The organism is Hoylesella loescheii DSM 19665 = JCM 12249 = ATCC 15930 (assembly GCF_000378085.1).
Taxonomy (GTDB): domain Bacteria; phylum Bacteroidota; class Bacteroidia; order Bacteroidales; family Bacteroidaceae; genus Prevotella; species Prevotella loescheii.
Genome location: NZ_KB899211.1, coordinates 82,271 through 103,494 on the forward strand (window position 1 = coordinate 82,271; position 21,224 = coordinate 103,494).

The window sequence follows — 21,224 nt, forward strand, 5'->3', positions numbered from 1 at the left end:
AAGATGTACATATATGTTTTCATTTTGGCTCTCGCCATGGCCGGTGCGTTATTCCTTCCCCAAAAGTATGCGAAGTCAACAGTATACCTAACTTGTTGGATGATGGGTCTTGCCTTGTTTGTAGGCTTCTCAGACATGCTCGGTGGTTATGACCGATATATATATGGTGAATTGTTTGATGAGGTGGCAGACATTAGACGAGAAGGACGAAGTGTTCTCACCGCATTTATCTTTGAACTATATCCAACAGAATTGGGATATGGATATTTAAATGTACTGTTATCTTATTTCACAGCTAACCGTTACATCTTTATTTTTATATTAACGTTAATAATATATGCTTTATATTATATCAACATTAAGCGTTATGCCTCGGATTATCGTATAGCATTATTGTTGTTCTTTGGGCTTTTGTTCTTTTTTACTTTTACCTATTTGCGACAGATGATAGGAGTAGGTATTGCTGGACTCTCCCTGAAGTATGTTTATGAACGCAAGTTATGGAAGTTTATCGCCTGTGTATTGCTAGCTACATTGTTTCATAATTCGGCAATTATTCTCATCCCTATATATATAATTCCAATCCAGAAACTTAGTGTAGGCTCAGTAGTTGTAGTAATGATAATATGCTTATTGATAGGTGTTTCAGGGGTATCTTCATCCTTGTTTGAAGCTTACTCTTCAACTTCAGGATTAGAGGAGCGAACTACAAAGTATATTGAAGATACAAGTGGATTTCGTATAGCCTATCTTTTAGAATCTATTTTCTTTTTATGGCTCATTCTTAGCAATTATGGAAAGGTTGGTACTGACAGACGGCAAATTGTTTTGCTAAATGTTGCCTTGACCTTTTGTGCCATACTGCTATTATTTATTCGTTCAGAGAATGGAGGACGCTTGGGCTGGTTTTTTATCATGGGTTTAATAGCCACACTGACGACAGTACTTATTCAACAACAAAAAGACATATTCAATAAGATACTCGTTTATACAATCATTTTCTTCTTGTATTTTCGCATTGTAACGTTATGGGGAGTTTTTCTTTATCCTTATAAAACGTTCTTTACTAATGGTGTACGTGAAGGTGATAGAATTTATGAGAAGTATGAGTATGATGCGAATTATGCAAAAGATAAGTTCTATAGATAATGCTAATAACAGTTTTCACACCAACATATAATAGGGGGAACCTACTTCCCAACCTGTATGATAGTCTATGTCAACAGAAGTATAAAAATTTTGAATGGTTGATTATAGATGATGGCTCTGTGGATAATACTGAGAACGTAGTGAATGAATTCATCTGTCATCAGGAGAAAGGTTTCAAGATACGATATATAAAGAAGAATAATGGTGGAAAACATACAGCAATAAACTTGGGTGTCCAATTGGCTGAAGGTGAGCTTTTTTTTATAGTTGATAGTGATGACAGCTTGCCCGATAATTCGTTAGAACTAATTAGCTCGGTTTATTTACAATCTTCTGCAGATGAGAACTTAGGTGGTGTTTGTGGGTATATGGCGCACCATAATGGTGATTTAATAGGGCATTTTGTGAAAACGGATCTATTTAAAGCCAATACTCGCGAATTACAATATAAATATAATGTTTCATGGGATATGGCTGAAATATTTAAAACGGCTGTATTAAAAGAATTCCCTTTCCCTGAGTTTGATGACGAGAGGTTTTGTCCAGAAGATTTAGTTTTGTTTCAAGTATCACGAAAATATAGTCTGTTGGTTTTTCCAAGTGTTGTTTATTTTAGGGATTATCTAGATGGTGGATTGACAGACAATATAATTCGAATTCGGATGAAAAGTCCATTCGCATCAACATTGTTCTATTCTGAGTTGAACAAAGAACATATCCCTTTTCTTGCAAAGGTAAAAGCTGCAATTAATTATTATAGATTTAAGTTTTGTATCTCAAATAAGAAACAAGAAACGTTGATTAGTAAATTTTGGATCTGGACTTTGCCATTTGGATATATTATGCACTTGATGGATAAAAGAAATGTCGTTAAAGCAAAAAATTAAGAGGTTTTCAGCCGAGCGCTGGAACATTGGATTTATTGAGAATGACTTAAACAGCATTTTGTGTGGTGATGAAATTAAGGTCAGTTGGTTAATACACGATTATAAGAATAGTTGGTTTGCCGACCCATTTATCTTAGACATAAACGAAAGTGAAATAACTGTATTGGTGGAGGAATTCCCAAGGCAAATAAATAGGGGGCGGATAACTAAACTGACAATAGATAAACAAACATGCGAACTAAAAAGGCTAGATGTTGTTGTTGAGCTACCCACACATTTGAGTTTCCCCGTTATCATTCGCTCCTCTTCAAAGGATATGGTGTATCTTATGCCAGAGAATGGGGAATCTGGAAGATTAACCTTATATAAGTACTGGATAAGTGAGAATAGACTTGAAGAAGTGGGTTGTGTTCTTGATGAGGATGTGGCAGACGCTGTGCCTCTCAAGATAGGATCTTACGAATTCTTGTTTTGTACCAAAGTTCCAAAGGCTAATGGAAACACGCTATATGTCTATACTTGGGATGAAAAAGTTAGGAAGTATAAGTATTGTCAAGAGTATTCTTTTAAAGAAAACGTTGCTAGGATGTCTGGTAGTTTCTTTAAGTATAATGGTGATTGGTATCGTCCAACTCAAGAGTGCAATATCCAATACGGCCATGCTGTTACCATTCAGAAGTTGGTAAGTGATGACAAACAGATGCCATTAGAGATGGCAATTTTAGAAGGACGACTGAAGTTTGAAGAAGTTAGAAGATTATATTCGGTAAATCCTAAATTAAATGTGGGTATGCATACTTTTAATATCTACCAAGATTGCATTGTTACAGACTCCCTCGGTTTTGACAACATGTGGATTAGGAAGACGTTACGTGCATTAAGAATAATTTAAAATGCGCATTCTTCAAGTAATCACTTCCCTGCAAACGGGTGGGGCAGAAAAGATTGTGGTGGATTTGTCCTTAAAGCTTAAGGCGAGAGGGCACGAGGTGGATGTGGTGGCTTTCGTTGGCGGACCTTCTATCTTTAAGCAGACATTGCTTGACGTTGGCTGTGGCGTGATAGAGTTTACTGAAAGCGAAGGGGTATATAGCCTGAAGCATATTAAGAGGCTTAAACGCTTGATGCCGCAATACGATATAGTGCATACGCATAATACCTCGCCACAGTTGTTTGCAGCCATGGCTAAAGGTAAATGTAAGGCTAAGCTGGTGACAACGGAACATTCCACCAATAACCGACGTCGCTCCTTGAAGGGATATGGTTGGATAGACCGCTGGATGTACCGCCGTTACGATAAGATCGTTTGCATATCCGACATTGCCAAAGAAAAGCTGTTAGAGCATATTGGCAACAAGTATGCTCCCGGTGTGCTTACCATCAACAATGGGGTAGACGTGGAACGGTTTTACGTTGCACAAGAGGCAGAAGGACTTCGCATGCCAGATACGTTCACCACGGTGATGGTGGCAGGATTTCGTGAGGCAAAAGACCAAGACACGCTGATACGGGCCATGGCTATGCTTCCCTCTCAATACCAGCTGTGGTTGGTAGGCGATGGAGTAAGGCGAGGAGAACTTGAAAGTGTTATTGTATCAGCTGGCGTTGAAGACCGAGTTGGCTTGTTGGGCATTCGTTCAGACGTGCCACAGGTATTGAAATCAGCAGATGTGGTAGTGATGTCTTCACATTGGGAAGGCCTTTCCCTCTCAAACATTGAAGGAATGTCCTCTGGGCGACCGTTTGTAGCTAGCGATGTAGATGGATTACGCGAGGTAACGAAGGGTTATGGCGTTTTGTTCCCACATGGCGATGCCGAGGCCTTGGCAGGCATTATCCGAAAGCTACACGATGACAAGGCATATTATGATGAGGTGGCCGAGAAATGTCACCAACACGCTTTGATGTTCGACATTAATAAGATGGTGGATGGGTACGAAGCTGTGTACAAGGAACTGGTACACAAGTAGAGACGCATCTATAAAAAATCTCCCACACGTTATATACAAAATTGTGGCAGGAAAATGCGGCTTTAGAATTTGATTTTCATTAAGCGACTAAGCATTGACAATCTGCCTGTTCGGCTACGAGTGGTTAGTAGTCCCACTACAGATCGTTTGTAGCCACACTACCTGCAACTTGTAGTCGCAGTACTAATGGTTTTGTACTGATGCCTTGGTGGCAAAGATAGCTGGATATGAAAAAGAAATTAATCAGGGTAACTACCTCAGACATCAGTCTAGACACGCTTATCAAAGGGCAGCTGCACTTCATGAACCAACATTATGAAGTGGTAGGCTTGTCTAACAATACGGGTCGCCTAATGAATGTGTCCGAAAGAGAGGGGGTGCGAGTGATTGAGGTGCCGATGCACCGAGAGATTTCATTGGGCGCAGACTTGAAATGCTTGTGGAAACTATGCAAGATATTTAAGCGCGAACGCCCGTTCATCGTACATGCCAACACGCCCAAAGGCAGTTTGTTGGCCATGATGGCAGGTAAACTAACGTGCGTACCCCATCGCATTTACACTGTTACGGGCTTGCGCTATCAGGGCGCACAAGGCATGCTCCGTTGGATATTGATGACCATGGAGCGTATCACTTGCTTTTGTGCAACAAAGGTAATCCCCGAAGGCAATGGCGTGAAAATGGCATTAGAGCACGACCACATTACGAAGAAACCATTGAAAGTGGTACTTAACGGCAACATCAATGGCATTGACACAGAATATTTCTCGGCCGAAAGTGTGGCGCGTGTAGATGAAACACAGCCTACCCCAACAGATGTTGCCAACAAGCGTGCGGCTATACGTGCATCGTTGGGCTTATCGGCCGATGATTTCGCTTTCGTTTTCGTAGGGCGTATCGTGGGAGACAAAGGGATGAACGAATTGGCTGCCTGTATGCGCCAGCTTCAAGGCTCCCATCCTAAATGTAAGCTGATACTTGTGGGGCGATTTGAAACAGAGTTCGACCCCCTAGATAATGGTATTGAGGATTTTTTCAAATCAGCATCTAATGTTGTCTATGTGGGTTATCAGAAGGATGTTCGTCCTTATTTCTTAGTAGCTGATGCACTTGTGTTTCCTAGTTACCGAGAAGGCTTTCCCAATGTTGTGATGCAGGCTGGCTCAATGAAGCTACCTTCCATTGTTACAGACATTAATGGTTGTAATGAAATTGTTACTGATGGGATAAATGGTAAAATAATTCCACCTAGGGATAGTGAGGCCTTGCTGAAAATGATGGAGAATTTCTTGGATGACCTCACTGCTACTAATTCTATGGCTAGGAATGCTCGTACCATAATACAAAGTAGGTATGAACAAAGGCAAGTTTGGGAAGCTCTACGCGAAGAGTATGGAAAACTAAATTAAAAAAACAAGATTAGAAATGAAATGTGACGTGATTGTATCCTATTGTTGGAATAGGGTAGGATATAATATTATAAGGAGTTTATTTGAGAAGGGATTAAGAGTAGTTGTGGGTGACACATCGAAGCACAATATCTGCAGTATGTCTAGGTATAGCGTGGGAAGTTTCACCTATTCAGACCCCACGACTGACGAGAAAGCCTTTATCAGTGACATTAAGGCCGCCATAGAAAAGTTCAAGCCAAAGGTTTTAATGCCCACTCACGATGAGGCGGTTGTACTGGCTAAACACGTTGACGAGCTGCCACAAGATGTGATTTACATCATGGAGAGCTATGATATGCAAGTTAAGCTATCCGACAAATATTCTGCCACGGTTATCGCAGAGAAGGCAGGTGTCCCCGTTCCCGCATTTATTCAAGACTTGAAAGGACACGACTACCCCATCGTTGTTAAAACCAAGTTTGGAAACTCTGCAAAAGGGGTCTACTTCCCAAAATCGTATGATGAAGGCATGAAGATAATCTCTAACTATAAAAGGGAAGATTTACTAATTGAAGAGTTCTTTCCCGGAGTAGATTATAGTGTTGACTGCGTTAGGTATGATGGCTTTTTCTTTGCAAGCACCTACCGCTCATTGGTAACAAAAACGGATGGTGGTGGAACAACAACCCAACGTGTAATCGTTTCGATGCCAGCCATTGAACGCTACGCGGAGCAGCTTTTAAATGAAGTTGATTATAAAGGCGTATGCGGAATTGACTTTAAAGTGAACGAGGAAACGGGAGAAGCGGTATTCATTGAGGTTAATGCTCGTTTTACAGGAGGTTTGGCTACGCCTATGGCAGCAGGTTTTGATATTCCCTACATTGTATATTCTTTATTTACTAGTGGTAAGTACGAACAGCCGATAAATTTAAAGGTAGGGACGAAAACCAAATGGATATTGGGTGATGTTATTGCTTTGGTTAGTAAGATAGTTCAAAGAACGTTGACGAAGAAAGAATTCAAGCAAATTAGGAGTTGGGACTTTGATGCTTTTGATGATTTCAGGAATGATGATAAAAGAGCCATCCTTGGAGAATGTAGGTATTATTTAAATAAACTGATTAAGAATAAGAAACTTAATCCTTAATAGGACGAGTAGAATGTTTTTTAAGTGGATATTTGATAGGGTTGTTGCATTCATTGGGATGGTGTGTCTCCTTCCTGTGTATCTAATTGTTGCTTGCCTAATAAAGATTAAAATGCCAGAAGGAAAAATTCTTTTTAGGCAAAAGCGCGTGGGGAAAGATGGTAAAATGTTTACTATGTGTAAATTTAGGACAATGTCGTCTGAACCCCAAAAAGACGTTTCTGTTTCTGCAGTAGAGAAGAATAGAATAACCCCACTAGGCCATAAACTTAGGAAATATAAACTAGATGAACTGCCCGAACTGTGGAATGTCTTCATTGGACAAATGAGCTTTGTTGGGCCACGTCCTGATGTACCAGGGTATGCTGATTTGTTAGAGGGTGCCGATAGAGACATCCTAAAACTTCGTCCTGGTATTACAGGTCCTGCTAGTCTCAAATATCGTTCTGAAGAAGAACTCTTGGAGACTGTTGATGACCCTATTGAGTATAATAATAAGGTAATTTATCCCGATAAGATACGCATAAATCTTTATTACTATCGAAACTATTCGTTTCTAAAAGATATTCAGATGATATTGTGTACAGTATTGGGAACAAAGATGAAGTATAATGGTGAGATGATCTAACGTAGCTCATCTCACGGCATTTAACAAAAACATACGTTATGAACAATCAAATTTACTTATGCCTCGCTCACATGAGTGGCAACGAAATGAAGTATATTCAAGAGGCGTTCGACACCAATTGGGTGGTACCCTTGGGCCCGAATGTCAATGCCTTTGAAAAAGACTTGGAAGCGTTTGTGGGTCAAGGTAAGCATGTTGTGGCGTTGTCGGCAGGCACGGCAGCCATACACCTGTCGCTAGTGGCTCTGGGTGTAAAGGCAGGCGACGAGGTAATTTGCCAGTCGTTCACCTTCTCGGCTTCGGCAAACCCCATAACCTATCAAGGCGCAACACCCGTGTTCGTTGACAGCGAAGACCGCACATGGAACATGGACCCCAACTTGTTGGAGCAAGCCATCAAAGACCGCATAGCCAAGACAGGCAAGAAACCCAAGGCCATCGTGCTGGTATATCTATATGGTATGCCTGCCTACATCGACGAGATAATGGAGATAGCCAACCGCTACGGTATACCCGTGGTGGAGGATTCGGCTGAAGCATTCGGTTCAGAGTATAAGGGACGTATGACTGGTACTTTCGGTCAGTTTGGCATCATGAGCTTCAACGGCAATAAGATGATAACCACCAGCGGTGGCGGAGCATTGATTTGTCCCGACGAAGAAACGAAGAAGCGTATCATGTTCTTCGCCACTCAGGCTCGTGAGCCTATGCCTTACTATTTGCACAAGGAGATTGGCTACAACTATCGCATGAGTAATATCTGTGCAGGCATTGGTCGCGGACAGATGACTATTGCGCGCGAACATATCGCCCACCATCGTCACACCACCGAACTTTACGCTCAGTTGCTTGCCGATGTTGACGGAATAGACCTACACGTAGCACCCGAAAGCTACATGGAATCCAACTATTGGCTCAACACCGTACTTGTCGACCCCAAGAAAACGGGGCGCGATTACGAGCAGATGCGCCAACATCTAGAGCGTGTGGGCATTGAGAGCCGTCCGTTATGGAAGCCTATGCATACCCAACCTGTATTCAAGGATGCGCCCGCATACGTCAATGGCGTATCGGAAAGGCTCTTCGACCAAGGTCTCTGCTTGCCGTCAGGACCTTACGTAAGTGATCAAGACATAGAAAGAATTGTTAGAGAGATGAAATAGAGTTTATTGAGTTCATGAGTTTTTAAGTTTCTAAGTTTTTGAGTTGGGAAGTTTAGAGTCTTCAGCTTTCACTCCGTTAGCAGGTGATTTATTTGAAAGCTTCAGTGATTAGGAAGCACATCATGAAACAACGAAGAACCCCAGAGATATAAGAACGCGTAAGTAATAGAGATTAAGAATTAAGTTCTTCCCAATTCAAAACCATATAAACTCAGAAACTTACAAACTCAGAAACTCAATCCGTTAACTTATATTGCTATGAATCCATTCTATAAATTTATAAACTGGTACTTCCGAAAAGAGTCGTTGCCCTATTGGTGCATCTTCCTTATCGACTGCATCATTTGTTTGCTTGGTGGTATTTTCGTGTGTGCCTTGTTTTTTCGCATCTCGCGCACGGTCATCAACATCGGACCCATCTTTAACACGCTACTGCTTTATCAGGTATTCAACGTGATAGGTTTCCGGGTGTTCCACACCTATGCAGGGGTGATACGCTATTCATCGTTTGTCGATCTTAAGCGCGTGGCATACGCCATGGGGCTGGGTTTCGTCATCGTTACCGTGCTACATTACCCCATTATCTTTTGGCCCGCAATACATCAGCATATCGTTCCATTACATTTGCGCCACATCGTTTCTATCTACCTTGTGACCACCATTCTGCTGTGGACCTTCCGCATCATGATAAAGGGTATTTACGATACGGTGTTCGACACCGAACAAGCTAAGCGAGCGCTTATTTATGGTGTGCGTGAAGGTGGCGTGGGATTGGCTAAGAACATCACGGCACAGAAGCCACAGCAGTATCGGCTCTTTGGTTTCATAGCCCACGAAGAAGGTTTTGCCAACCGCTACCTTATGGGTAAGAAGGTGTACGCCGTAAACGACGACCTGATTAGCGTGATAAAAGAAAACCGAATCAACGCGGTGCTGGTGTCGCCCTTGCGTAATGAGGAGTTTCGTGATAACACCCAATTGCAAGATTTGCTCATCGAGGCAGGCGTGAACATTTATATGACCGAGGATGTGCAGGAATGGGACAGCAACGAGTCGCACCAAATGGTGAACGCCCTCAAAGAGATTAGCATCGAAGACCTACTGCCCCGCGACCAGATACAGATCGACATGCAGAGCGTGGGCAACCTTTTGCAGGGCAAGAAGATACTTATTACAGGCTCGGCAGGTAGCATCGGCAGCGAGATGGTTAGGCAGATATGCCTTTTCCATCCAGCACAGCTCATGTTGGTAGACCAAGCCGAAACGCCACAACACGACATCCGACTGATGATGGCCAACGATTACCCCGAGGTAAAGACCTCTACCGTCATCGCCTCTATCGCCAATCGCGATCGTATGGAAGGCATTTTCTCCGCCTTCCAGCCCGATTATGTGTTCCATGCTGCTGCTTATAAGCATGTGCCCATGATGGAAAACAACCCCAGCGAGAGCATACAAAACAACATTTGGGGTACAAAGGTTGTGGCCGATCTCAGCCTTAAATACGGCGTAAAGAAGTTTGTGATGGTGTCTACCGATAAGGCCGTGAACCCCACCAACGTGATGGGCTGCTCTAAACGCATCTGCGAGATATACGTGCAGAGTCTCGACAAGGCCGAGAAAGAGGGTAAAATCAAGGGCAACACACAGTTCGTCACCACTCGTTTTGGCAATGTGCTGGGCTCTAACGGTTCGGTTATCCCGCTTTTCGAACGGCAGATAAAGGCTGGTGGTCCTGTAACCGTCACCGATCCGAATATCATTCGTTTCTTCATGCTCATCCCCGAGGCCTGCAAGTTGGTGCTAGAAGCTGGTACCAAAGGTAACGGTGGCGAGATATTCGTCTTCGATATGGGCAAGCCCGTGCGAATAGCCGACTTGGCTAAGCGTATGATACGCCTGTCGGGTGCTAAGAATATCGAGATACAATACACAGGATTGCGTGCGGGTGAGAAACTTTATGAGGAGGTTCTCAACGATGAAGAGGGAACATTACCCTCGTTCAATCCCAAAATACGCATAGCCAAGGTGCGCGAGTACGATTACGAACAGGTGAACACCGACGTGATGGAGCTTGTCTCTATCTCGCATACCTACGACGAAATGAACATCGTGCGTAAGATGAAGCAGATTGTACCCGAGTTTAAAAGTAAGAACTCTGTGTATTCGGAGTTGGATTAAGCAAGCTATTCAACTGAAGGCAACGGGAGGGATGAACCCCTCTTACCCATTATCCCCCAAATTTCATGCTCTTCTCTCTTCTCCACAACGAGTTTTGGCAAACACCATTGCCATTTACTTCTCTCAATCATCAGCAGTTTGTTGAACTTCAACGCATGGCTGCCAAGCAAACGATAGAGGGCTTGGTGATGGGTGCATTGATACGAAATAACGTGAAGTTAGAGCGTGCCGATGCGTTGATGGCCTATTCGCGCACCATGATGATAGAGCAACTGAACCATAGAGTGAGCGGTGTGGCTAAAGAATTGGCAGTCATCCTTGCCAACGATAAGGTTGATTATCGCATCTTTAAGGGCCAAACTCTTGCGCAACTCTATCCTCATCCCTTGGCGCGAACTCCCGGCGATATCGACTTCTATTGTGTACCTTCCGACTTCGCACGTGCCGAAGGCCTTTTGCAACAGGCATGGGGCATCGCCTTGGGGGGCGAAGAGAGCGAACAACACCGCGAATTTTCCTATCACGAAGTGCCCTTGGAGATGCACTTCTGTATGATTAAGTTCAACAGCAAGGGTATTCAATCTTATTGGGAACGCCTTTTGGCCGAAGCTCCCAACGAGCAAATATCCATCGATGGCACGCCCATCGTTACGCTTCCGCCCACGCTCAATGTGCTATACACCTTCCTTCACCTCTACCATCATTTGGTGGAACTAGGTGTGGGACTGCGCCAATTCTGCGACCTGCTTATGCTACTGCATTGCCATTGTGAAGCGATAGACCGCAGTTCGCTCGAACGTCATCTACGCACCATGGGCTTCTATCGCGCCTTTTGCGCCATAGGTAGTGTGTTAATAGATAAGTTAGGATTGCCCGCTCATGAGTTTCCTTTCTCTATTAGCCCGCGCGATGCACGTTATCAGTCGGCCATCCTCGACATCGTGTTTATCGGTGGCAACTTTGGCAAACATCATTCTACCACTGCCGTGCGTTCGGGTATGCGCTATAACGTTGAGGCCACCATGCGTAAGCTACGCCATTATCGTTTGTTTTGGCGACTATCGCCTCGCGAAATACGAGCCACTATCCTTAAAGAACTGCCCCGTAAGATGTTTAGGCTGGGGCTTGGCGGATAGACGCTGGGGTTTCTGCCCTTTTCTTTTGTCCTAGACTTTTCTAGGTTTTCGATGGAGATAAATCTGCCCCACGGGCGTTATCTCCTTTTATTTTTTATTCCAATAATCAACAATGTTCAAGCTTCTCTTTCTTTTTACGCTCTTTGCACAGCCAGCCAAGTCGCAAACAGGCAAAACCGAGGCGGCGTTAAGCCAAGCAGGCTATGTCAATGTGCGCGAGTTAGACCCCACGTTACAAGTGTCGTTGATGTATGCACGAGCCGATAACTTCGTGGGTTCGGTGCTTTACGACGACCTACGCCAAGCCTATTTGCACCCCGAAGCGGCAGCTGCGCTCGTGAAGGCACAGAAGCAATTGAAGCAGTTACGCCCCGAACTGAGCCTGAAAATATACGATGCGGCACGCCCCATGCACATCCAACAGAAGATGTGGAACAAGGTGAAGAACACGTCGATGAAGATTTATGTGAGCAATCCAGCCCATGGCGGTGGACTGCATAATTATGGTTTGGCGGTAGACATCACCCTTTGCGACGCCAAAGGCGACAGTCTGCCAATGGGTACAAAGATAGATCACCTCGGCATTGCCGCGCATATCGACCAAGAAAGCCAGCTTGTTGCCAAAGGCACCATTAGCAAACGCGCACAGCAAAACCGCCAACTGCTACGGCAGGTTATGCGCTACGCAGGCTTTAAGCCGCTGCGCACCGAGTGGTGGCACTTTAACTTTAAGTCGCGAGCCGAAGCAAAGCGGCTTTATAAGGTGATAAAGTAGCGCGTGGAGTTCAGTCAAGGTAAGGATGAAAATAAGGTGTTAAGAGTCTTGCATCGTTATTTTGATGTCCGATGGGTAATTGATTGAAGATCATCTTTTAAAATAATGAATTTTTCCAGCTAACATGGAACCTTGTTACATATCAGCTGGAACGAGGTTCCATCTTAGTTGGAACAACATTCCATCTCATCTGGAACGAGATTCCATGTTAGCTTTAACGCGATGATTTATCGTAAAGCTTGTTGTGATAGATAATCCATGAGGATACAGTAACATACGTATTGGCTTGAAATAGCGTAGAAGCAGGGCCTAAAAAGCTGAGAAACGATGCTTGTTCGAGAAATGAAATGTAGTGAAATAAATAAGGGGTTGCCACTTGGCAGCCCCTTATTTGTATCGCTGGTTTTTATGTTATACGCCAGTTGGAGATATCAAACGATCCATAGTAACCTTTATACAGGTGAGGGACATCGTGCCAACTACCGCGTAGCGACTGGTGTTTTAGGTGTGAGTTTCATGCCACCACTTTATTTAAATGTGTCTATTGGTGGCTAGTATTGTGCCCAATTACCGCTTAACGATTGGTGTTTTAGATGTGAGTTCCATGCCCCCACTTAATTTAAATGTGCCTATTGGTGGTTAGTATTGCACCCAACCGCCATGCGGTAGTTGTCATAAGTTTGAACCATTCTGTTAATGAATGGTGTGAAATAAATAAGGGGTTGCCAAGTGGCAGCCCCTTATTTGTATGCTAAGTTTAATGTTTTAAGTGGGATAAACCACTTTGAAATTTGCCTAATCTATTGGTGTGTTGGTCTGTAAACCTACCTACTTTTTGGCTCATCGGTTTGTTATCAGGTCCCCTTTCCCAACAACACCAATGCCTTTTGCACTACGCGGTTGTGCTCGTTCATTACGTGGAAGTATTCAGACATGTTCCAAATGTCGCGAGCCACAAGGGCTTTAAATTGCGTTTTGATGCTAGCGAGGCTAGACTTTAGCTCCTGTTGGTTCTTGGCTTTAATCTTTTGCTTCCCACCTTCGGCAACAATCTCGTCGAGAATAGCTTGTGGCACCTGATACTTCTTATTGAATTCGGCAAACGAGGGATACTTTTTTTTCAGTTCCTTACGATGCTTATCCACGTATTGTATATTGGCATTGATGATGATACCCTTAGCAGCCAGTTGGCGATGATAGTGCGAAAACTGTGTGGTATCTAACGGAACGAAATAGTCGGGCATGATACCGCCACCGCCATACACCGTGCGTTTACGACGAAGCGTTTGGTATTTTAGCGAGTCGTTCAGGTGAATGCTGTCGGCACTGTAAAACTCCCCTTTCTTAAAACGGTTGTCCAGGTCCTTCTCGTAATTGGCATTGTCGCCCTTGGTGTAAGGTTTCTGAATGCATCTGCCTGATGGCGTGTAATAATGAGCTACCGTTAAGCGCATCATACTGCCGTCGGCGAACTCGATAGGCCGTTGCACCAGACCCTTGCCAAACGAACGGCGACCCACCACGATGCCACGATCTTGGTCTTGTAATGCCCCCGTTACGATTTCGGCAGCCGATGCCGAGAACTCGTTAATCAGCACGAACACTTTGCCCGTAAGCATGCTGCCATCGCCATGGGCGCGAAACTCCTGCCTGTTAGAGCTTCGTCCTTGTGTGTAGACAATGAGATCGTTGCGGCGAAGAAACTCGTTGGCAATGCGAACGGCTGCTTGCAGGTATCCGCCACCATTGTCTTGAAGGTCGAGTATAAGGTCGGTTGCGCCCTTCACTTGCAGTTTCATCAGTGCCTGCATAAACTCTTCGTAGGTGGTTGCACCAAAGCTGCCGATGCGGATGTAACCCACACCAGGCTTGATAAGGTAATAGGCGTCGAGCGTTTCGATAGGTATCTTATCGCGTTTGATATGAAAGGTGAGCAAATCTTTGATGCCTGGGCGCACAATGCCTACTTTAACAACGGTGCCTTTTGGACCTCGCAGTCGGCGTACGATGTCTTCTTGCGACATCTTCACACCCGAAATGGCCGTGTCGTTAACGCTCACGATGCGGTCGCCAGCCATGATGCCCACCTTCTCAGAGGGTCCATTGACAATGGGTTGTATAATGAGCAGTGTGTCTTTGGCAATGTTAAATTGCACGCCAATGCCTTCGAACGAGCCCTGTAACGACTCGTTCATGGCCTTTGTTTCCTTGGCCGAGGAGTAAGACGAGTGTGGATCTAGCTTTTCTAGCATGCCCTTGATGGCATCTTCGGCAAGTTTGTTCTCGTTTACGGTATCGACATACAGGTTTTTAATTGCCATTTCGGCAATCTGCAGTTTTTGCAGCGGACTCTCTTTTCCAAAGTTCATCTGCAGTTGTGCTTGTGCGGCTAGCGTGGCGAAACAAACCGCAAGAATTAATAATTTCTTCATGTGTCGTTTGAATTTACTTTGGTGGGGTGGGGAGGTTGTACTTATCGCACAAGACAGACAGGTGGGGCAGACCGAACAAGTTGGGCACTTACTGCCCATGAAGCCCTTTTCAGCATCTCTTCTTCAATCTCCCTTATCCCCGCTTTCAATCTATTTGGTTCTCTTTTTCACTTTTGTTCTCTCCAATCTCTTCGTTCTCTTTCGGTTTTTAGTACTCCTTTCTTTATGGGTTGATTAATTAGTTGGGCAGTTAGTAAGTTGGTCGGTTGACCAGTTCACGAGTAAACAGGTTGACCAGTTCACAAATTTGCAAGTTTAAGAGGTGATAGGTTGGCAAGTTAGCGAGTTGAGGGGCTGGCAGTGCCGTTTACCTTTCTTGCCATAAAATAGTGTCTACGCGAAAGCGTTTGCCGATTATTCCTCGTCGGTTTCCACTTCGGTAGGGCCATCCGTTTCCACCACCAAGTTGTCGATAATGAAGTTTTGGCGTTCCATGGTGTTCTTGCCCATGTAATATTCCAATAGCTTGTGCACTTGGTCGTTTTTGTGTAACGTAACCTGTTCCAATCGCATTTCAGGCCCGATGAAGTGCGTAAACTCTTCGGGTGAAATCTCGCCCAATCCTTTAAAGCGAGTAATCTCGGGGTCGGGACCTAGATCAGCGATGGCTTTCTGCCGTTCGTCTTCGTTGTAGCAATAGCGTGTGATAAAGTCGTTTTTGCGTTCACCCTTCATCAGTCGTTCGTCGGCCTCGGCAATTACCTTCTTATCCTTAATCTTCGTACGTCGGTTTCGCACACGGAACAATGGCGTTTGCAGCACATATACATGGCCTTTCTTCACCAGTTCGGGGAAAAATTGCAAGAAGAAAGTGATGATAAGCAGGCGAATGTGCATGCCGTCGACATCGGCATCGGTGGCTACGATAACCTTATTATATCGCAATGTGTCGAGCCCCTCTTCGATATCTAGCGCCGCTTGCAGCAGGTTGAACTCCTCGTTTTCGTACACCACCTTCTTGGTAAGCCCGTACGAGTTGAGCGGTTTACCACGAAGCGAGAACACGGCCTGTGTGTTTACGTCGCGGCTTTTGGTGATACTGCCGCTCGCCGAGTCGCCTTCGGTGATAAAGATAGAGCTTTCTTCCTTGCGATCGTTCTTCACATCGCTGAAGTGAATTCGACAATCGCGCAGCTTCCTGTTATGTAAGTTCGCCTTCTTTGCCCTTTCACGCGCCATCTTGGTTACGCCCGCCATGGCCTTTCGCTCTCTTTCGCTCTCGTCAATCTTGCGCTTCAGCTCTTCGGCCACATCGGCATGGATGTGCAAGTAGTTGTCTACTTCGCGCTTAATGAAGTCGCCCACGTATTTGTTAACGCTTTCTCCGCCCGGGCTCATTGTGAGCGAGCCCAGCTTAATCTTAGTTTGGCTTTCGAACATAGGCTCTTGCACGTTGATGGCAATTGCTGCCACCATGCCGTTGCGAATGTCTACGTACTCGTAGTTTTTGGAGAAAAAGTCTTTAATGGTTTTGGCGATATGCTCCTTAAAGGCACTTTGGTGCGTACCACCTTGTGTGGTGTGCTGTCCGTTAACGAACGAATAATACTCTTCGCCATATTGGTTGGCGTGGGTAAAGGCAATCTCGATGTCTTCGCCCTGAATGTGGATGATGGGGTAGAGCCCATCGTTGGTCATGCGGTCGTTCAGCAAGTCGGCCAAGCCATTTCGGCTAATGATGCGTCGACCGTTGTGCATGATGGCCAAACCAGCGTTAAGGTAGGTGTAGTTGCGGAGCATTGTCTCCACAAACTCTGCCTTGAAGCGATAATTAAGAAACAAGGTATTGTCGGGTTCGAAGAATACGAACGTGCCGTTTTCTTCATTGGTGCTCTCGGTGTTGTCGCTAATTAGCTCACCTCTTTCGAACACCACGGTGCGCACCTTTCCCTCACGATATGACCTAGCCTCAAAACGCACGCTCAATGCGTTCACTGCCTTGAGACCAACACCATTCAAACCCACGCTCTTTTGAAACGCTTTAGAGTCGTATTTTCCACCCGTGTTGAGCATGCTCACAGCCTCTACCAGCTTCCCTTGCGGAATACCGCGGCCATAGTCGCGAACAGATACGCGCAGATCGTCTTCCAAATCCACCTCAATACGCTTGCCTGCTTGCATCTTAAACTCGTCGATAGAATTGTCTATCACCTCTTTCAGCAGCACGTATATACCGTCTTCGGCCTGTGTTCCATCGCCAAGGCGGCCGATGTACATACCAGGACGCGTGCGAACGTGCTCCATATCCGACAGATGCCTAATGTTATCGTCGGTGTATGCAGGCTGATTGTTGGTCTGTTGGGTGGATGTGGGCGTGTTGTTTGTATTCGAATCGGCCGAGTTGGCAGAGTCGAACGTCATCTCTTGTTGATTATCAGGTGTTTCTTTCTTATTCATCTTCTTTGTGGTGTCTATTTATTGGCCTTTCAATGGTTCTAAAAAATCCACGCTATATTTTCAGAACCAGTCTTTGTGTGGTATGCCCTTACGCTAAATGGTCTTGATATAGCACTTCCGTCTTTTATGAATGCTGGCGTCTAACCATTCCCATTGGCTTTGCACTTTCGAGTTGGTTTCCATCTCCACCTGCGTTTCTCCCCATTCAAACCCATACTTTTGGTAACGCGGGATAAGGTCGGCGAAGAGCAACGAGTTAACCCCCTTCATGCGATATTCGGGTAAAACGCCGATGAGCAAGAGGTCTACCACCTTTGTCTTGTGGTATTTGATGGCCCTCAACACGTGCCACCAGCCAAAGGGCGTTAGTCTTCCGCGACGACACTTTTGTAAGGCGCGCGTCAACGAGGGAATGGAGATGCCCAATCCAACGAGCTTGTTGTCGGCCGCTTCGTCTTCAACGAGGGTGATGAGGTCAAGGTCGGCCATAGGGAAGTACAGCTTCACATACTGGTCCATTTGCTTCTCGGTAAGGTCCGAGTATCCGTAGAGATGCCCGTAGGTCTTATTCACAAGGTCGAAGATACGTTTACCGTATCCACCCTTGAAAACATCGTCGCGCGTAAGCTTCTTTATCTTGAGGCTATAACGCTTTTGTATCATGTCGGCAATCTTGGCAAACTTCTCAGGAACTTCGTTAGGCACCATCAGTTTGTACTCCACATAGTGGTTATCTACCTCAAACCCCTCAAGACTTTCCATCAGTTGGGGATAGTACTCATAATTATATATGGTGGGCATGGTACCCAATTGGTCGAAGCCTGTTGTGAGCATACCCTCTGGATCCATATCGGTAAAGCCCAGCGGACCCACAATCGAGCGCATTCCTTTTGAGCGTCCGTATTCTTCTACGGCATGAAGCAGCGCCTCTAACACCTCACGGTCGTTGATGAAGTCTATCCACCCGAAGCGCACGCTCTTACGATCCCACTTCTTGTTTGCGCGGTGGTTGATGATGGCAGCTACGCGCCCCACCAGCTTTCCCTCTTTGTAGGCGAGGAAATATTCGGCTTCGCAGAAGTCGAAAGCCGCGTTCTTGTCTTTGCTCAACGTGTTCATCTCGTCGCTGAACAGGTTTGGCGCATCATACTCGTTTCCTTCGTATAGGTCGTAATGTAGGTCGATGAACGCCTTTAAGTCGCTTTTGGTGCAGACTTTCTTTATTATCACTGCAGACATTTGCTATGTTTATATATTTGCTGTTTTTGTTCTTTTTGCCTTTTCTCAAAGCTCTAACCACACGGTTTGGGGCTTACTTGCCTATGTGCAAGGCTATAAAAAGGGCGGTTTAAGCCGAACATATTCGTGCTTTAACTTGCAAATGTACAATAAAATGCGCAGACTTCAAAGAAGTTTTTTATAAAATGCTCCTTTTATCTCGTATCTTTTTTGTTACTTTGCGGAAAGTATGGAATGTAAAGTGACAAAACAAGCATTGCGTCGCGAGAATTAGATAAACGTCAACTGCGCATTGGTTAGGGAGTGCCTTTGTGGAATGCTGCCCCAAAATCACCTGTACAAGATGCTCCAATGCGGTGCTATTGCACATTATTATAACACGCCATAAACAACAGCCGAATATGGGAAAAGGAAAGAAAGGGGGCAAACGCCTCACCAAAAAGCAAGTGGCCGAAAGGCTGCAACAGTTTTTCGAGCAACATCCAGGGAAAACTTTCAGCTTCAAAGAAATCTTCAAGAACCTGAAACTCGACACGCATCCGCTCAAGATGTTGGCTATCGACGTGATGGAAGAGATGGCTTGGGACGACTTCTTGACTAAGGTGACCGACAGTTCGTATCGTCTTAATCAGGCAGGACAGGTTCTAGAGGGGCGTTTCGTTCGTAAAACCAACGGCAAAAACTCGTTCGTTCCCGACGATGGCTCAACGCCCATCTTCGTAAGTGAGCGAAATTCCAAGTCGGCACTTAATGGCGACCACGTTCGTGTGCAGCTCATGGCACGCCGAAAACGCCATATTAAGGAGGCTATGGTTATCGAAATATTGAAGCGCGCCAAAGATCAGGTGGTGGGTAAGCTACGTGTTGAACGCGACATGGCTTTCCTTGTAACACCCGAAAACCTATATGTTCACGACATCTTCGTGCCTAAACGTAAGCTTAAAGGTGGTAAAACGGGTGATAAGGCTGTGGTGAAAATCACCCAATGGCCCGATGCCGACCATAAGAATATTATGGGAGAAGTGATTGATGTGCTTGGTCCTACGGGCGAAAACGATGCTGAGATGCACGCCATCTTGGCCCAATACGGGTTGCCCTACACCTATCCCAAGGCGGCTGAAGAGGCTGCCGAACGCATTTCGGCTGAGATAACGCAGCAGGATTACGATGAACGCGAAGACTTCCGCAATGTGTTTACGTGTACAATCGACCCACGCGATGCCAAGGATTTTGACGATGCGCTGTCTATTCGCATGCTCGATAAGGGCCTTTGGCAGGTAGGTGTGCACATCGCCGACGTGAGTCACTACGTCACCGAGGGAAGTATTATCGACAAAGAGGCCATGAAACGCGCCACAAGTGTGTATCTTGTAGACCGCACCATACCCATGTTGCCCGAACGGTTATGTAACTTTATCTGCTCGTTACGCCCTGATGAAGAGAAGTTGGCTTACAGTGTGATCTTCAATATGGACGAAAACGCCGACATAAAAACCTATCGTATCGTGCACACCGTTATAAAGAGCGATAGGCGATATGCATACGAAGAGGTGCAGCAACTGCTAGAAGACAACGGCGTTGTTGATGGAACGGGCGAGCCAGCACCACCTGCGCCGAAAGGCGGATATAAAGGTGAGAACGCCGATAACCTGATTATGCTCGACAAACTGGCCAAGAAGCTGCGCGAAAAGCGGTTTAAGAATGGGGCGGTGAAGTTCGATCGCGAGGAACTTCATTTCGATGTAGACGAGCAAGGCAAGCCTGTTCGCGCCTATTTCAAGCGTTCGAAAGATGCCAATAAGTTGATCGAAGAGTTCATGCTCTTGGCAAATAAAACCGTGGCCGAGAGTGTGGGCAGGCCCAAAGACGGACGTGCGCCCAAGACTTTACCTTATCGTGTGCACGATAATCCCGACCCGCAGAAGCTCGAAACATTGCGCGAGTTTATCATGAAGTTTGGTTATAAGCTGAAAACGACGAGTACCAAGGGCGAAACATCGCGCTCGCTGAACAAGCTCATGGACGAAGTGGCGGGCAAACGCGAACAAAACCTTATCGAAACCATCGCCCTGCGCGCCATGATGAAGGCCAAATACAGCATTCATAACATTGGTCACTTCGGCTTGGCCTTCGATTATTACACGCATTTCACCAGTCCCATACGTCGCTATCCCGACACCATGGTGCACCGTTTGCTTACGCGTTATGCCGCAGGAGGCCGAAGCGCGAGCAAGGAGCGCTATGAAGAGCTGTGCGAACATTCGTCGGAAATGGAACAGATTGCGCAGAATGCGGAGCGCGATTCCATCAAATATAAGATGGTGGAGTTTATGGCCGACAAGTTGGGTGAAGAGTTCGATGCCCACATCAGCGGCATTGCCAGCTACGGCATCTATTGCGAGATAGACGAAAACCACTGTGAAGGTATGGTGCCCATGCGCGACCTAGACGACGATTACTACGACTTTGACGAGCGAAACTATTGTCTTGTTGGTCGCCGATGTCATCGCAAGTACCAGCTTGGCGATCCAATTCGCATACAAGTGGCACGTGTAGACCAAGAGAAACGTCAGCTAGACTTCACCGTGGTTGAAAAAGTGAAAAGGTGAAAGAATGAAAAGGTGAAAAGATTATGGGACGAACTGGCGTTAGCCATTTTTTAATCT

At 45.5% G+C, this 21,224-nt stretch carries 15 protein-coding genes; 12 read left to right on the forward strand and 3 right to left on the reverse strand.

Annotated features, from left to right (window positions below; all coding sequences use genetic code 11):
* Positions 1–3 precede the first annotated feature (3 nt).
* The 11 genes from F453_RS0102650 to F453_RS0102700 all read left to right on the forward strand — a co-directional run bounded on the left by F453_RS0102650 (position 4) and on the right by F453_RS0102700 (position 12,430).
* Positions 4–1,149, forward strand: a complete 1,146-nt coding sequence (locus F453_RS0102650; RefSeq protein ID WP_018966613.1) for an EpsG family protein — start codon at positions 4–6, stop codon at positions 1,147–1,149.
* On the forward strand, positions 1,149–2,036 hold the full coding sequence (locus F453_RS0102655) for a glycosyltransferase family 2 protein (protein ID WP_018966614.1): 888 nt from the start codon (positions 1,149–1,151) through the stop codon (positions 2,034–2,036). Before F453_RS0102650 ends, F453_RS0102655 begins: the two co-directional genes overlap by 1 nt.
* Complete coding sequence (locus F453_RS0102660) at positions 2,014–2,928, forward strand: glucosamine inositolphosphorylceramide transferase family protein (RefSeq protein ID WP_018966615.1); 915 nt, start codon at positions 2,014–2,016, stop codon at positions 2,926–2,928. Before F453_RS0102655 ends, F453_RS0102660 begins: the two co-directional genes overlap by 23 nt.
* Before the next feature lies 1 nt (position 2,929).
* The gene (locus F453_RS0102665) at positions 2,930–4,006 is read left to right on the forward strand and encodes a glycosyltransferase (RefSeq protein ID WP_018966616.1); all 1,077 of its coding nucleotides are present in this window, start codon (positions 2,930–2,932) and stop codon (positions 4,004–4,006) included.
* Positions 4,007–4,233: 227 nt separating this feature from the next.
* Positions 4,234–5,415, forward strand: coding sequence for a glycosyltransferase family 4 protein (locus tag F453_RS0102670; RefSeq protein ID WP_018966617.1), 1,182 nt, complete (start codon positions 4,234–4,236; stop codon positions 5,413–5,415).
* 16 nt (positions 5,416–5,431) lie between these two features.
* A complete protein-coding gene (locus tag F453_RS0102675; RefSeq protein ID WP_025789994.1) occupies positions 5,432–6,547 on the forward strand; it encodes an ATP-grasp domain-containing protein in 1,116 nt (371 codons plus the stop codon).
* A gap of 13 nt (positions 6,548–6,560) precedes the next feature.
* On the forward strand, positions 6,561–7,175 hold the full coding sequence (locus F453_RS0102680) for a sugar transferase (protein ID WP_018966619.1): 615 nt from the start codon (positions 6,561–6,563) through the stop codon (positions 7,173–7,175).
* 38 nt (positions 7,176–7,213) lie between these two features.
* Complete coding sequence (locus tag F453_RS0102685; protein WP_025789993.1) at positions 7,214–8,338, forward strand: DegT/DnrJ/EryC1/StrS family aminotransferase; 1,125 nt, start codon at positions 7,214–7,216, stop codon at positions 8,336–8,338.
* 258 nt (positions 8,339–8,596) lie between these two features.
* Entirely contained in the window at positions 8,597–10,519 is a 1,923-nt protein-coding gene (locus F453_RS0102690) for a nucleoside-diphosphate sugar epimerase/dehydratase (RefSeq protein ID WP_018966621.1), read from the forward strand.
* Between the two features lie 65 nt (positions 10,520–10,584).
* A complete protein-coding gene (locus F453_RS0102695) occupies positions 10,585–11,655 on the forward strand; it encodes a nucleotidyltransferase domain-containing protein (RefSeq protein ID WP_018966622.1) in 1,071 nt (356 codons plus the stop codon).
* A gap of 112 nt (positions 11,656–11,767) precedes the next feature.
* Entirely contained in the window at positions 11,768–12,430 is a 663-nt protein-coding gene (locus F453_RS0102700) for a M15 family metallopeptidase (protein ID WP_018966623.1), read from the forward strand.
* Between the two features lie 854 nt (positions 12,431–13,284).
* Here the strand turns inward: F453_RS0102700 and F453_RS0102705 are convergent.
* The 3 genes from F453_RS0102705 to F453_RS0102715 form a co-directional block, all read right to left on the reverse strand.
* Entirely contained in the window at positions 13,285–14,862 is a 1,578-nt protein-coding gene (locus F453_RS0102705) for a S41 family peptidase (RefSeq protein WP_025789992.1), read from the reverse strand.
* A 414-nt stretch (positions 14,863–15,276) separates the two neighbouring features.
* Entirely contained in the window at positions 15,277–17,319 is a 2,043-nt protein-coding gene (locus F453_RS0102710; protein ID WP_018966625.1) for a DNA topoisomerase IV subunit B, read from the reverse strand.
* 93 nt (positions 17,320–17,412) lie between these two features.
* On the reverse strand, positions 17,413–18,558 hold the full coding sequence (locus tag F453_RS0102715; protein ID WP_009237035.1) for a hypothetical protein: 1,146 nt from the start codon (positions 18,556–18,558) through the stop codon (positions 17,413–17,415).
* Positions 18,559–18,959: 401 nt separating this feature from the next.
* On the opposite strand from F453_RS0102715, the gene rnr reads away from it, so the two are divergent.
* Positions 18,960–21,167 carry a ribonuclease R gene (gene rnr / locus F453_RS0102720; protein WP_018966626.1) on the forward strand — a complete coding sequence of 736 codons (2,208 nt, stop codon included), beginning with the start codon at positions 18,960–18,962 and terminating at the stop codon, positions 21,165–21,167.
* The last annotated feature ends 57 nt before the right edge of the window (positions 21,168–21,224 follow it).